Annotated in this window: 13 protein-coding genes; 7 read left to right on the top strand and 6 right to left on the bottom strand. The window is 57.0% G+C overall.

Going from position 1 to position 13,130, the window contains the following annotated elements; translation table 11 throughout:
* Positions 1-50: 50 nt before the first annotated feature.
* The gene (locus tag LC417_RS10875) at positions 51-332 is read right to left on the bottom strand and encodes a YjcB family protein (RefSeq protein ID WP_010252166.1); all 282 of its coding nucleotides are present in this window, start codon (positions 330-332) and stop codon (positions 51-53) included.
* Positions 333-586: 254 nt separating this feature from the next.
* Entirely contained in the window at positions 587-1,012 is a 426-nt protein-coding gene (gene soxS, locus LC417_RS10870) for a superoxide response transcriptional regulator SoxS (protein WP_010252163.1), read from the bottom strand.
* A gap of 100 nt (positions 1,013-1,112) precedes the next feature.
* Between soxS and soxR the strand changes: the two genes are divergently transcribed.
* The 4 genes from soxR (at position 1,113) to LC417_RS10850 (ending at position 5,806) form a co-directional block, all read left to right on the top strand.
* Positions 1,113-1,598 (top strand): redox-sensitive transcriptional activator SoxR, encoded by a 486-nt coding sequence (soxR, locus tag LC417_RS10865; protein WP_010252161.1) that lies wholly within the window; start codon positions 1,113-1,115, stop codon positions 1,596-1,598.
* A gap of 39 nt (positions 1,599-1,637) precedes the next feature.
* Positions 1,638-2,303: a glutathione S-transferase family protein gene (locus LC417_RS10860; protein WP_010252159.1), complete on the top strand. Its 666-nt coding sequence runs from the start codon at positions 1,638-1,640 to the stop codon at positions 2,301-2,303.
* Between the two features lie 358 nt (positions 2,304-2,661).
* Positions 2,662-4,011: an NCS2 family permease gene (locus LC417_RS10855; RefSeq protein WP_022625223.1), complete on the top strand. Its 1,350-nt coding sequence runs from the start codon at positions 2,662-2,664 to the stop codon at positions 4,009-4,011.
* Between the two features lie 145 nt (positions 4,012-4,156).
* The gene (locus LC417_RS10850) at positions 4,157-5,806 is read left to right on the top strand and encodes a Na+/H+ antiporter (protein WP_010252155.1); all 1,650 of its coding nucleotides are present in this window, start codon (positions 4,157-4,159) and stop codon (positions 5,804-5,806) included.
* Positions 5,807-5,850: 44 nt separating this feature from the next.
* Here the strand turns inward: LC417_RS10850 and LC417_RS10845 are convergent, their stop codons facing one another.
* The gene (locus LC417_RS10845; RefSeq protein WP_010252153.1) at positions 5,851-6,753 is read right to left on the bottom strand and encodes a LysR family transcriptional regulator; all 903 of its coding nucleotides are present in this window, start codon (positions 6,751-6,753) and stop codon (positions 5,851-5,853) included.
* 103 nt (positions 6,754-6,856) lie between these two features.
* On the opposite strand from LC417_RS10845, the gene LC417_RS10840 reads away from it, so the two are divergent.
* The 3 genes from LC417_RS10840 to LC417_RS10830 all read left to right on the top strand — a co-directional run bounded on the left by LC417_RS10840 (position 6,857) and on the right by LC417_RS10830 (position 8,652).
* Positions 6,857-7,282, top strand: coding sequence for a CidA/LrgA family protein (locus LC417_RS10840; protein ID WP_010672051.1), 426 nt, complete (start codon positions 6,857-6,859; stop codon positions 7,280-7,282).
* A complete protein-coding gene (locus tag LC417_RS10835; RefSeq protein WP_010252149.1) occupies positions 7,275-7,970 on the top strand; it encodes an LrgB family protein in 696 nt (231 codons plus the stop codon). Before LC417_RS10840 ends, LC417_RS10835 begins: the two co-directional genes overlap by 8 nt.
* 136 nt (positions 7,971-8,106) lie before the next feature.
* Positions 8,107-8,652: a YfaZ family outer membrane protein gene (locus LC417_RS10830; protein WP_223565827.1), complete on the top strand. Its 546-nt coding sequence runs from the start codon at positions 8,107-8,109 to the stop codon at positions 8,650-8,652.
* Positions 8,653-8,734: 82 nt separating this feature from the next.
* Here LC417_RS10830 and LC417_RS10825 read toward each other — a convergent pair whose 3' ends face one another.
* From LC417_RS10825 to acs, 3 genes are all read right to left on the bottom strand, one after another.
* A complete protein-coding gene (locus tag LC417_RS10825) occupies positions 8,735-10,390 on the bottom strand; it encodes a cation acetate symporter (RefSeq protein ID WP_022625224.1) in 1,656 nt (551 codons plus the stop codon).
* Positions 10,387-10,716 carry a DUF485 domain-containing protein gene (locus LC417_RS10820; RefSeq protein WP_223565826.1) on the bottom strand — a complete coding sequence of 110 codons (330 nt, stop codon included), beginning with the start codon at positions 10,714-10,716 and terminating at the stop codon, positions 10,387-10,389. The genes LC417_RS10825 and LC417_RS10820 overlap by 4 nt, the downstream gene beginning before the upstream one ends.
* Before the next feature lie 140 nt (positions 10,717-10,856).
* Positions 10,857-12,812, bottom strand: a complete 1,956-nt coding sequence (acs, locus tag LC417_RS10815; RefSeq protein ID WP_010252142.1) for an acetate--CoA ligase — start codon at positions 12,810-12,812, stop codon at positions 10,857-10,859.
* Positions 12,813-13,130: the final 318 nt, after the last annotated feature.

Below are 13,130 nucleotides of genomic sequence, written 5' to 3'. Positions count from 1 at the left end.
ACACAGCAATATAAAAAACCCCGCTAAGCGGGGTTTTTTATGCGCAAAAATCAGGGCATCGGCCAGTCAGCAGGCGCCTGGCTCATCACATCGATAAAGGCATGCTTTGAGATTTCCAGAAAGTTATGCACGTTATCCATGCTCAGGGTAATGCCCATCAGACCGGTAACAAACCAGCAGGTCATGCCTAAACCAATCCCGCCACACATAAATGCCATCACGTGACGGCTATCCTGACGAAGTTTGGTTTTCAGGGTGCTGGCAAAAAACATCATGATTGCGCTCAGCAATTCCCAACGCATAACAAGTAAACTGGCGGTTAACGTAGCCATCGGCCGGACCTCAATATCAGTAAGTATTCCTGACAATCTGCGGACATCACCGGCGGCGGAAAAGTGTGTCAGGGGGTGCTTTTTCGCCGTCAACCCAGGTTCAAAGTGTGACTTGGGTCACATTATATCACCCGATTTTAAATTTTGAACAAAATTTGACTCTGGTATGGTAGCGACGTGAGGGAATAGTGAGCAGTAGAAGAAGAACGGCGGGGAAATCAGTCAGATGCGCCCGGGCGGGCGCATCTGAAGGGTCAACGAACCGGACAGCACTCGCCGGTCGTGCGCTGGGTGAAGCTACTGATACCGTCATTGCAGCCAAAACTCAGCAGGCGAGGGCGCTGAATCGCCTGGCGGCGCATGGTGTGGCGGTAAGCGGTAGGCGTCTGTGAAAACTGACGACGAAACACGCGGGAGAAGGTCTGCTGCGAGTCATAGCCATACTGCATCGCAATATCAAACACCGGGCGCTGTGTCTGTGACAGCGCTTCCGCTGCCAGCGTCAGACGGCGCTCGCGAATATAGCCACCCAGCGTCTGTTTCGTTACCGAACGGAACATACGCTGCAGATGCCATTTCGAATAGCCCGATTTTGCGGCAACCTCATCGATCGACAGGCTCTTATCCAGGTTCTGGTCAATCCAGTGCGTCAGGGAATGAATGATCTCTTCTTGCATCATGGTCTCATCCTTCTGGTGCTTAATAAGCGGTAATGGGAGTTTAGTGGTTTTGATGGAGAGCGAGTATAATTCCTCAAGTTAACTTGAGGTAAAGAGCCTGATGAAAAAAGAACGCAACTATCCGAAACCGGTCTTAACACCGGGTGAAGTGGCGCGCCGCAGCGGTGTGGCGGTTTCGGCGCTGCACTTTTATGAGACAAAAGGACTTATTTTCAGCACCCGCAACAGCGGCAATCAGCGGCGATACAGCCGTGACGTGCTGCGACGCGTCGCAATTATCAAGATTGCACAGCGTATCGGCATTCCGCTGGCAACGGTCAGTGACAGCCTGGATCACATTCCGCCTGACAAGCGCATGTCGACACCGGAGTGGGATGCGCTGACGCAGCACTGGCGCGAAGAGCTGGATAAGCGCATTGAAACCCTGACCCGCCTGCGTAATGACCTGGATGGCTGTATCGGCTGCGGCTGTTTGTCGATGCGCGACTGCCCGCTGCGCAATCCCGGCGACCGGCTGGGTCAGCAGGGCTCGGGTGCGGTGCTGCTTGACCCGGAACAGGATGATAAACATCCGGATGTGGAGTGACGTCTATACTTGGTGAAGGTCAAAACACAGGGAATCATGATGATCACCGTTCACCATCTTGAGAAATCGCGCTCGCATCGGGTGCTGTGGCTGCTGGAAGAGCTGGAAGTGCCGTACCAGATTAAACGCTATCAACGCGAACCGACCATGCTGGCCCCGGAGGCGCTGAAAAAAGTGCATCCACTGGGAAAATCACCGGTGATTACCGACGGGAACCAGGTAGTGGCAGAGTCAGGTGCCATTCTCGAATATCTTGAAGAGAAATATGATCACGAGTTCCGGCTCAAAGTGAGTGATGAGGCGTCGCGGCTGCAGTGCCGCTACTGGCTGCACTATGCCGAAGGCTCGCTGATGCCGCTGCTGGTGATGAAGCTGATCTTCGGTCAGATGGGTAAAGCACCGGTGCCGTGGCTGCTGCGCCCGGTCGGGGCGGCATTCGGTAAAGGCGTGCAGAAGGCGTTTCTGGATAAACAGCTTAAGCCACACATGCAGATGATCGAACAGCATCTGGCTGCAAATCCCTGGTTCGCCGGTCAGCGCTTCAGTATCGCTGATATCCAGATGAGCTTTCCGCTGCTGGCGCTTGCGCGACGTGCCGGACTAGAGCAGATGCCCGCCAGCCAGAAATGGCTGCAGACTGTGCAACAGCGTGCCGCCTGGCAGCGCGCGATCGATCAGGGCGGTGAGCTTTCGCTGCCAGGTTAATTCCCCTCTTCCAATGGCGGGTCGTGTCTCATCACGGCTGCGCCAGTGCGCATCCCCCTGAAAATCGCGTTAACTTCAGGGCGTCAGCGTTTGACGTCGGCCTGGGCCACGTGGCTGCTGGCGACTTAAGCCTGATCTTTATGCTGAAGAATCTCCCTCTGACAGTTGAAAATGTGCCGCTAAACGCCGGATAATCGCATGCCTTTTTATCTGGCCGCTTCTGGCGGCCAACTATCTGCGGCAAGGTAAACGTTTGCCTGCCGGGTAAAACCCGACAGTGACGCCGTCTACCCGCTTATTCCAGGGACAGCGATGGTCGCAGAGCGATCCACACAACAAAAATTTTTGAGGCTCAACTATGTCAACTGAATCACGCCCGGCCAGTGGAAAACTGGACGCCTGGTTCTCGATCTCGGCGCGCGGCAGCAGCGTGCGCCAGGAAATTCTGGCCGGACTTACCACCTTCCTGGCGATGGTCTACTCCGTCATCGTGGTGCCGGGGATGCTGGGCAAGGCCGGTTTTCCCCCCACTGCCGTGTTTGTCGCCACCTGCCTGGTTGCCAGCTTTGGTTCCATCATCATGGGACTGTGGGCCAATCTGCCGATGGCAATTGGCTGTGCAATCTCCTTAACCGCCTTTACCGCTTTCAGCCTCGTGCTGGGCCAGCACATCAGCGTGCCGGTTGCGCTGGGCGCGGTGTTCCTGATGGGCCTGCTGTTTACCCTGATCTCAGTGACCGGCATTCGTGCCTGGATCCTGCGTAATCTGCCGATGGGCGTGGCGCACGGCACTGGCGTCGGAATTGGCCTGTTTTTGCTGCTGATTGCGGCTGACGGTGTAGGCCTGGTAGTGAAAAACCCGGCACCGGGCCTGCCGGTGGCGCTGGGCCACTTCACCACCTTCCCGGTAATGATGACGCTGCTGGGACTGGCAGCAATTATTGGACTGGAGAAGCGCCGGATGCCCGGCGGTATTCTCATGACAATTATCGCCATTTCGCTGCTGGGGCTGATCTTCGATCCGGCGGTGAGCTACAAAGGATTGTTTGCGCTGCCGAGCCTGCGTGATGCCAGCGGTGAGTCGCTGCTGTTCAGCCTCGACATTATGGGCGCGATGCAGCCGGTCGTGCTGCCAAGCGTGCTGGCACTGGTGATGACGGCGGTCTTTGACGCGACCGGCACCATTCGCGCGGTCGCGGGTCAGGCAAATCTGCTGGATAAACAGGGCCAGATTATCAATGGTGGTCGTGCGCTGACTAGCGACTCCGTCAGCAGCCTGTTCGCGGGTCTGGTAGGCGCGTCACCGGCTGCGGTTTATATCGAATCGGCGGCAGGAACGGCGGCGGGGGGTAAAACCGGTCTTACCGCGATTGTGGTCGGCCTGCTGTTCCTTGCCATTCTGTTTATGTCACCGCTGGCGTATCTGGTGCCGGCTTACGCCACCGCCCCCGCGCTGATGTATGTGGGTCTGCTGATGCTGAGCAACGTGGCGAAAGTGGACTTCAATGATTTTGTCGATGCGATGTCGGGCCTGTTAACGGCGGTGATTATCGTGCTCACCTGTAACATCGTCACGGGCATTATGATCGGCTTCGCCAGCCTGGTCGTGGGGCGTCTCTTCGCGGGGGAATGGCGTAAGCTCAACGTCGGCACCGTCATTATTGCTATCGCGCTGGTGGCGTTTTACGCCGGTGGCTGGGCGATCTGACTGTACAACCGGGCGTGCGGCTGCACGTCCGGAATTTTTCACTATTTTCCCGCCCGGCGCACGCGTAGCTGACAATCTTCACCGCAGTTTGTTTTACACTTTAGCGCTTAACCAATGATTGAAAGAAACGACGCCTAAGGAAAGCATGGAAATCTTTTTTACAATTCTCATCATGACGCTGGTCGTGTCGCTCTCTGGCGTTGCGGCTCGTATCCTCCCTTTTCAGATCCCGTTGCCGCTGGTTCAGATCGCCGTGGGTGCGATGCTGGCCTGGCCAACTTTTGGTCTGCATGTCGACTTTGACCCGGAGCTGTTTCTGGTGCTCTTTATTCCGCCGCTGCTGTTCGCGGATGGCTGGAAGACGCCGATCAGTGAGTTCCTGCATCATGGTCGCGAGATAATTGGCTTAGCACTGGCGCTGGTCCTGATTACCGTGATCGGCATCGGCTATCTGATCTACTGGCTGGTACCAGGTATCCCGCTGATCCCTGCCTTTGCGCTGGCGGCGGTGCTGTCACCGACCGATGCCGTGGCGCTCTCAGGCATTGTCGGTGAAGGCCGTATTCCCAAGAAGATTATGTCGATCGTGCAGGGCGAAGCCCTGATGAATGACGCTTCGGGCCTGGTATCGCTGAAATTTGCCGTGGCAGTCGCCATGGGTACCATGGTGTTTACCTGGGGCGGTGCCAGCGTTGAGTTCCTGAAAGTGGCGGTGGGTGGTCTGATTGCGGGTGTCGCGATCTGCTGGCTCTACGGTAAGTCACTGCGCCTGCTCAGCCGCTGGAGCGGTGACGATCCGGCTACCCAGACCGTGCTGCTGCTGCTGCTGCCGTTCGCTTCTTACCTGATTGCTGAACATCTGGGTGTCTCAGGCATCCTGGCGGCCGTGGCGGCCGGTATGACCATCACCCGTTCCGGTATTATTCGTCAGGCACCGCTGGCGATGCGCCTGCGTGCCAACAGCGTCTGGCAGATGCTGGAGTTCGTCTTTAACGGCATGGTCTTCCTGATGCTGGGCCTGCAGTTGCCGGATATTCTGCAGACCTCTGTCGATCAGGCGCAGGCCGATCCGAACGTCGAGCTCTGGATGCTGTTTGCCGATATCGGGCTGGTCTATGCCGCGCTGATGATCGTGCGTTTTGGCTGGCTGTGGATTATGCAGCGCTTCAGCAAACGCCTGCTGAAGAAGAAGCCGCTGGAGTTCTCCAACTACTCGTTGCGTGAACTGCTGATCGCCTCCTTTGCGGGTGTGCGCGGCGCGATTACCCTGGCCGGTGTCCTGTCGATTCCGCTGTTCCTGACCAACGGCGAGCCTTTCCCGGCGCGTTATGAACTGGTCTTTATCGCCACCGGCGTGATTCTCTTCTCGCTGTTGGTAGGGGTAGTGATTCTGCCGATTCTGCTGCGCGGCATTGATACTATTGATAAAGGCGCACACCGTCGCGAGTTGCAGAATGCGCGTGCGGTAATGGCAGGCGCAGCCATTGAGAGCCTGCACAAGATGGAAGAGCGGCTGGAGAATGAGTCGGAAGAGAACATCGATCCGGAGCTGCTTAAAGAGGTGAGTCTGCGGGTGATTGGCAACTTACGTCGTCGCGCTGAAGGGAAGAATGACCTTGAACACGCGCTGTTCGCCGAGAACCTGGAGCGTCGCTTCCGCCTGACCGGACTGCGTGCCGAACGTGCTGAGGTCTATCATCTGCGCGCCACCCAGCAAATCTCCAATGAGACGATGCAGAAGTTACTGCACGACCTGGATCTGCTGGAAGCGCTGCTGATCGAAAAAGAGGAGTAAGTCCTGACTGGCACGCCTGCGCGTTAATGCGGCGTGCCAGCCTTTCACACCGACAGGCGCGGCGGCTCATCCGGCCAATGCTCGCGACAACAGGCTATCCACGCCTGCGCACTGCGCGACAGATAACTCCCTTCCCGCCAGATCAATCCCAGACTCCACTTCAGCTCCGATTCCAGCGGCAGCCACAGCAGCGACTGCTTATCCAGCCGCTGACAGATCGGCTCCGGCAGAATCGCCAGCCCCATCTCCGCCTGCACCATCGCCGCCAGAAAATCCCACTGTCCGCTGCGAACCGCCACCGTTGGCGTCAGGTTGAGCCGCTGAAACGCCTGCATCAGCTGACGATTCAGCGAGAACTCCTCATTAAAAATCAGCAGTGGATGCTCTGCCAGTTCTGCCAGTCCAATCTGCTGGCGGCTGAGCCACTCCGGGCGACGCGGCAGCAGTACGCAGAGCGGATGATGCATCAGGGGCAGGGTGTTCAGCGGCAGCTCGGCATCGACCGGTAGCGCGGTCAGGGCGATATCCAGACTGCCCGCCAGCACCGCCTGCTGGACGGTCAGACCGCCGAATTCAGAGATTTTCAGCTTCACACCGGGATAGCGGCGGCGAAACGCGGAAATCGAACCGGCGATCTGCATACCGACCATCGGCGGAATACCCAGTCGCAGCTCACCGGTTTTAAGCTGGTTGATGTCACCAATCTCCGCTTCCAGCTGATGAAACTCCTGCAGGATCGCCAGGCCGCGTTGATAGACCGCCTGGCCGCTGTCGGTGAGGTGCAGACGACGACCATCGCGCAGGATCAGCGTGCAGCCCAGCTCCTCCTCCAGCTGGCGCAGCATTTTGCTGATGGTCGGTTGCGTCACAAACAGCTTCTGCGCCGCACGGGTAAAGCTTTGCTGGCGTACGACTTCAGTAAAGTAACGCAGGGCGCGGACATCCATAACTATTCCTTTCAGGCATGATTTCGATAATTTTAATTCATTTTTTTCACCTTCTGTTGACGATTTATACTGGTGACATCAATTTAATCGGGGAGACAAGGTGATGGCGTTAGCGCTCACTTTACGCAGCAACCGCGCAGTGCAATGGCTCAGCCTGCCGCTCCAGCTGGGTTTCTATATCGGCCTGTTTATCGCCTGCGACCGGCTGGTGAGCTGGCTGCATCTGCCGCTGCCCGCCAATATCGTCGGGATGCTGCTGCTGCTGGCGTTAATCGTGACGCGGATTGTGCCGCTGAACTGGGTGAAAGCCGGATCACGCTGGCTGCTGGCCGAGATGCTGCTGTTCTTTATTCCGGCGGTGGTGGCGGTGGTGAACTATGGCGATCTGCTGCGGGTTGATGGCTGGCGCATCTGTGTGGTGATCGGCGTCAGTACGCTGCTGGTGCTGGCCTCGACTGCCTGGGTGGTGGACCGGCTTTATCAGTATGAAGTCGCGCGCGCCGCGCGTAAGCAGGATCCGCATGCGTGATTTTCTGCTCAGCCTGCTGTGTGTAGCCGTTACGCTGCTGGTTTATGCGCTGAATAAACGGCTTTACCGCCGCTGGCGGACGCTGCTGCTGATGCCACTGGTGATGACGCCGCTGGTGCTGGTGGCATTGCTGCTGCTGACGCATATCAGCTGGCAGGATTACATCGCCGAAAACCACTGGCTGCTCTGGCTGCTGGGGCCAGCGACGCTGGCGTTTGCGGTGCCGGTCTATGAGAACGTGGAAATTATTAAGCGCCACTGGCTGTCGCTGAGCGCGGGCGTAGTGACCGCGACGCTGGTCGCCGTCTGCAGTTCCGTCTGGCTGGCGCGGCTGTTAACCCTGCCGGAGTCGATTCAGCGCAGCCTGGCCGTGCGCTCTATCACCACGCCGTTTGCGCTGGCTGCGGCGGGTCCGATTGGCGGGCAGCCCGATCTGGTGGCGCTGTTCGTGGTGATTACAGGCGTGTTTGGCATGGCAATCGGCGACGTGCTGTTTCTGCGGCTCGCCATTAAGCAGGGCGTGGCGAAAGGCGCGGGATTCGGTGCGGCGTCACACGGTGCCGGCACGGCACGCGCCTATCAGATTGGCGAGCAGGAGGGCGTGGTCGCCAGCCTGGTGATGATGCTCTCTGGCGTGGTGACCGTGGTGCTGGCCCCGCTGATTGGGCACCTGATGTGGACAATATAGGCTACACTCCGTCGCACAGGGGCTGGTCTGCGCTGAGACACGTATTTTTACGTAAAGTTTTCCAGATTTTGTTGTCTCCCCATTTCAGGCTGTTAACCTTGCGGCCGAATTAATTGTCCTTTCACGGAGTGGAATCATGTTTAAGCAACTTGTTGCCGGGAGCGCCCTCGGGCTGGTTTTAATGAGCGGTACCGCTCAGGCGATTGAAGGCAGTGTTGATGTCAGCGAACACAACACCAACCTGAATGTGGGTCTGGGCACCACAACACCCGGTCTGTTTCTGAAAGGTAACTGGCTGCGTAGCGACCATGACGGCAGCACCTACGGTGCCGGTCTGGGTTACAACGTTGATTTCGGACCGCTGCGTCTGGCGCCGACCGCAAAAGCGATCTTCACCCATCCTGAAGATGGAAAAGATGGATTTGCGGTGGCGCTGGGTGGTGCAGCACACTACAGCTTCAACAGCATGTGGGGCCTGTATGGCGAATATTATTACGCGCCAGAGTCTTTCACCGATCAGCTCGACAGCTATCAGGAAGCCGGTGGCGGCCTGAGCTTCACGCCGGTTTCACTGCTTAACCTGCGTGTAGGTTATCAGTACATCGAACTGAACAACAAAGATGGACGCAAAGATAACGTGCTGGTCGATGGCCCGTACGTGGGTGCATCGCTGCGCTTCTGATTCTGCTGCGCAAAAGAAGAGGGCGACTACTTCGGTAGCCGCCCTTTTTTATTGCCTGCTCGTTATGAACGAAAAGCCACGATCAGTGCGCTTTGCCCTGTTCGATGCCGGTGCCGGTCTGCGAGCGGATAAACTGTGCACGGAAGCGTGAACGTTCTTCTGCGCCCTGCTGCGAATGGTCGGTAATGGAGAAGAGCCAGATGCCCACGAAGGCCACCGCCATGGAGAACAGCGCCGGATACTCATAGGGGAAAATCGCCTTCGCGTTGCCCAGCACCTGTACCCACACCGTCGGGCCGAGGATCATCAGGATAACGGCGGTCAGCAGACCGAGCCAGCCGCCCACCATCGCGCCACGCGTCGTGAGTTTTGACCAGTACATCGACAGCAGGATGATCGGGAAGTTACAGCTGGCCGCAATCGAGAAGGCCAGCCCGACCATAAAGGCGATGTTCTGTTTCTCAAACAGAATACCCAGCGCAATCGCCACCACGCCCAGCGCCAGCACGGTAATTTTTGAAACCCGCAGTTCATCTTTCTCGCTCGCCTGACCTTTACGATACACGCTGGCGTAGAGGTCGTGAGACACCGCCGACGCACCTGCCAGGGTTAAGCCTGCGACAACGGCCAGAATCGTGGCGAAGGCAACCGCAGAGATAAAGCCCAGGAAGGTGCTGCCGCCCACGGCGTTCGCCAGATGTACCGCCGCCATATTGGTGCCGCCAATCAGCGCGCCGCTGGCATCTTTAAAGGCCGGGTTAGCGCCCACCAGCAGGATGGCACCGAAGCCGATAATAAAGGTCAGGAAGTAGAAGTAGCCCATAAAACCGGTGGCCCAGAAGACGCTTTTACGTGCCTCTTTAGCATCCGCTACGGTAAAGAAACGCATCAGAATATGCGGCAATCCGGCCGTACCAAACATCAGCCCCAGCCCCAGAGACAGCGCCGAGATAGGATCTTTAACCAGTCCGCCAGGCTGCATAATCGCGATGCCTTTTGGATGGACCGCCATCGCTTCGGTGAACAGCGTATTAAAACTGAAACCGGTCGCCTTCATTACCATGACCGCCATGAAGGTGGCGCCAAACAGCAGCAGCACGGCTTTGATGATCTGCACCCAGGTGGTGGCCAGCATGCCGCCAAACAGCACATACATCACCATCAGAATGCCGACCAGGACTACCGCAACATGGTAGTTAAGGCCAAACAGCAGCTGGATCAGTTTACCGGCCCCGACCATCTGCGCGATCAGGTAGAGCGCCACGACCACCAGCGAGCCGCAGGCTGACAGGGTGCGGATCGGCATCTGCTTCAGACGATATGAGGCGACATCGGCAAACGTATAGCGACCCAGGTTACGCAGTCGCTCAGCGATTAAAAACAGAATCATCGGCCAGCCGACCAGGAAGCCGAGCGAGTAGATCAGCCCGTCATAACCGGAGGTGTAAACCAGCGCCGAAATGCCCAGGAACGAGGCGGCCGACATGAAGTCACCCGCCATCGCCAGGCCATTCTGGAAGCCAGTGATATTGCCGCCCGCGGTGTAGTAGTCATTACGTGATCGGGTGCGCTTTGAGGCCCAGTAAGTAATTCCCAGCGTGGCCCCGACGAAAATCGTAAACATGATAATCGCCTGGTAGTTGGTCGCCTGGCGCTGCACGGCACCGGTTATCGCATCGGCAGCCAGCGCTGAAAACGGCAGCATTAAGGCCAGCAGCCATAAGGTGAGACGAGTCATGATTTCACCTCGCTGAGGATCGCTTTCGTTAAACGGTCAAACTCACCGTTGGCACGCCAGACATAGACGCCGGTCAGCACAAACGACATCACAATCAGCCCGACCCCAATCGGGATACCGCGCGTGACGTTGGTGTCGGCATGCAGCGGCGTACCGAGCCAGCCGGGGGCAAATGCGATCAGCAGGATAAAGCCGACATAGAGCACCAGCATGATCAGCGACAGCAGCGTCGCGAACGCCTGGCGCTTACGGACTAATTCATGAAAAAGGGGATTACGCTCAATCTGTTGATTGATGGCATCCTGATTCGAAAGGGCGTCATTCATCACATTTTCTCCAGAGGGCTTGCAGGCGAGAACCTCGCGACAGGGCGCGGATTCAGCTGGTTATAATATTTGTGACTACCGAAACAGACTGCGTAGGGCGGGTGTGGCGGGAAGCGATCTTCCCGCCGGACAGCGTGCGCTTAAGGCATTTTGATCGACTGTTTCTCCTCAAGCAGTTTTTCTACTACGCCAGGATCGGCGAGCGTAGAAGTATCACCAAGATTACTGGTATCTCCGGTGGCAATTTTGCGCAGAATACGCCGCATGATTTTGCCGGAGCGGGTTTTCGGCAGTGAGTCGGTCCAGTGCAGCACATCCGGTGTGGCTATCGGGCCAATCTCTTTACGGACCCACTGGCGCACTTCGGTATACAACTCCGGCGACGGCTCTTCGCCATGATTCAGCGTGATATAGGCATAAATCGCCTGGCCTTTGATGCTGTGAGGAATCCCCACTACCGCCGCTTCGGCAATTTTAGGGTGCGAGACCAGCGCCGATTCAATTTCGGCGGTGCCGAGTCGGTGACCGGAAACATTGAGTACGTCATCGACGCGTCCGGTGATCCAGTAGTAGCCATCTTCATCACGACGGGCGCCATCACCACTGAAGTAGACATTTTTAAAGGTAGAGAAGTAAGTCTGCTCGAAACGGTCGTGATCGCCATAGAGGGTACGTGCCTGACCCGGCCACGACTCGGTGATCACCAGATTGCCTTCACAGGCGCCTTCCTGTGGCTGACCTTCGTTATCCACCAGCGCGGGCTGCACGCCAAAGAACGGTCGGGTGGCGGAACCCGCTTTCAGTTCGGTCGCACCCGGCAGCGGCGTGATCATGAAGCCGCCGGTTTCGGTCTGCCACCAGGTATCAACAATCGGGCAGCGGCTGTTGCCGATTTTCTTGTAGTACCACTCCCAGGCTTCCGGGTTAATTGGCTCACCGACCGATCCCATAATGCGCAGGCTGCTGCGGTCGGTGCCGGCAATCGCCTTATCACCTTCCGCCATCAGCGCACGGATTGCAGTGGGCGCGGTGTAGAGCAGCGTGACTTTATGTTTATCGACCACTTCCGCCATACGGCTCGGCGTTGGCCAGTTCGGCACCCCTTCAAACATCAGTGTGGTGGCGCCACAGGCCAGCGGGCCATAAACCAGATAGCTGTGGCCCGTCACCCAGCCAACATCAGCGGTGCACCAGTAGATATCATCCTGATGGTAATCAAAGACGAACTTAAAGGTCGTGGCGGCATAGACCAGATACCCGCCGGTAGAGTGCAACACGCCTTTGGGTTTGCCGGTTGAACCGGAGGTATAAAGGATAAACAGCGGATCTTCCGCGCCGACTTCTGCGGCAGCGTGGTTGGTGCTCGCGTTCAGCATCAGGTCGTGCCACCACTGATCGCGGCCCTCAACCCAGCCCACATCTTTACCGGTGCGCTGGAACACCACCACATTTTTCACGCTGGTGACATTAGGATTTTTTAGCGCGTCATCGACATTTTTCTTCAGCGGAATGCTGCGACCGGCGCGGATCCCTTCATCGGCCGTGATCACCAGCGAGGCGCTGGAATCGACGATGCGGCCCGCGACCGCCTCCGGTGAGAAACCGCCAAAGATCACCGAGTGAACGGCACCGATACGCGCACAGGCCAGCATCGCTACTGCGGCTTCCGGCACCATCGGCATATATATGGCCACCACGTCGCCTTTTTTCACTTCCAGCAGTTCCAGCACGTTGGCGAAGCGACAGACTTCGGCATGCAGCTGGCGGAAAGTCAGGGTTTTGCTTTCGCTGGCGTCGTCGCCTTCCCAGATAATCGCCGGGTGATCGCCGCGCGTGGCTAAATGACGGTCAAGGCAGTTTGCCGCCAGGTTGAGCGTGCCATCTTCGTACCAGCGAATGTTAATGTTACCTGGTGCAAACGAGCAGTTTTTCACTTTGCTGTAAGGCTTGATCCAGTCAAGGATTTTGCCCTGTTCGCCCCAGAAACTGTCTGGATCGTCGACAGATTGCTGATACATCGCCTGATACTGTTCTGCAGTAATCAGGGTGTTTGCTGCAATATTCTCTGGAACGGGATGTTTGTGTATTTGGCTCATGGCGGATCTCCTTGAAGATGTTAATGATATGTCAATCAATGGTTAATTAAAGCCTGCGCCAAAGCTTTGTTTCTTTTTTGCGCCACAGATCACGTGATACACATCCCCCAAGAAGCGTTAAGCCATTCTGATCTATCAGGTTAACGCTCTGGCGGCGCTGGAGAAGTCAGGCATCGCTTTTACGCTTTCATCCTGAATAAAAAGCGAGCAAACGCGCCGGATCAGTTTTTAATCGTTTCTGCATAGCTATGCGTAAATTCATCGAAGTAATACTTTTCATAACAGCAGGTTAGGGTTTTTCATCTCCGGCAGCACTTT

Source organism: Pantoea sp. OVA07A (genome assembly GCF_019969975.1).
Taxonomy (GTDB): Bacteria; Pseudomonadota; Gammaproteobacteria; order Enterobacterales; family Enterobacteriaceae; genus Pantoea; species Pantoea agglomerans.
This window is presented reverse-complemented; position numbering and strand designations above follow the sequence as displayed.

What these genes read in the sequence shown, in the direction of transcription:
- LC417_RS10875 (WP_010252166.1), bottom strand. Translation starts at nt 332, where the DNA reads ATGGCTACGTTAACCGCCAGTTTACTTGTTATGCGTTGGGAATTGCTG.
- soxS (WP_010252163.1), bottom strand. Translation starts at nt 1,012, where the DNA reads ATGATGCAAGAAGAGATCATTCATTCCCTGACGCACTGGATTGACCAG.
- soxR (WP_010252161.1), top strand. Translation starts at nt 1,113, where the DNA reads ATGAAAAAAGAACGCAACTATCCGAAACCGGTCTTAACACCGGGTGAA.
- LC417_RS10860 (WP_010252159.1), top strand. Translation starts at nt 1,638, where the DNA reads ATGATCACCGTTCACCATCTTGAGAAATCGCGCTCGCATCGGGTGCTG.
- LC417_RS10855 (WP_022625223.1), top strand. Translation starts at nt 2,662, where the DNA reads ATGTCAACTGAATCACGCCCGGCCAGTGGAAAACTGGACGCCTGGTTC.
- LC417_RS10850 (WP_010252155.1), top strand. Translation starts at nt 4,157, where the DNA reads ATGGAAATCTTTTTTACAATTCTCATCATGACGCTGGTCGTGTCGCTC.
- LC417_RS10845 (WP_010252153.1), bottom strand. Translation starts at nt 6,753, where the DNA reads ATGGATGTCCGCGCCCTGCGTTACTTTACTGAAGTCGTACGCCAGCAA.
- LC417_RS10840 (WP_010672051.1), top strand. Translation starts at nt 6,857, where the DNA reads ATGGCGTTAGCGCTCACTTTACGCAGCAACCGCGCAGTGCAATGGCTC.
- LC417_RS10835 (WP_010252149.1), top strand. Translation starts at nt 7,275, where the DNA reads ATGCGTGATTTTCTGCTCAGCCTGCTGTGTGTAGCCGTTACGCTGCTG.
- LC417_RS10830 (WP_223565827.1), top strand. Translation starts at nt 8,107, where the DNA reads ATGTTTAAGCAACTTGTTGCCGGGAGCGCCCTCGGGCTGGTTTTAATG.
- LC417_RS10825 (WP_022625224.1), bottom strand. Translation starts at nt 10,390, where the DNA reads ATGACTCGTCTCACCTTATGGCTGCTGGCCTTAATGCTGCCGTTTTCA.
- LC417_RS10820 (WP_223565826.1), bottom strand. Translation starts at nt 10,716, where the DNA reads ATGAATGACGCCCTTTCGAATCAGGATGCCATCAATCAACAGATTGAG.
- acs (WP_010252142.1), bottom strand. Translation starts at nt 12,812, where the DNA reads ATGAGCCAAATACACAAACATCCCGTTCCAGAGAATATTGCAGCAAAC.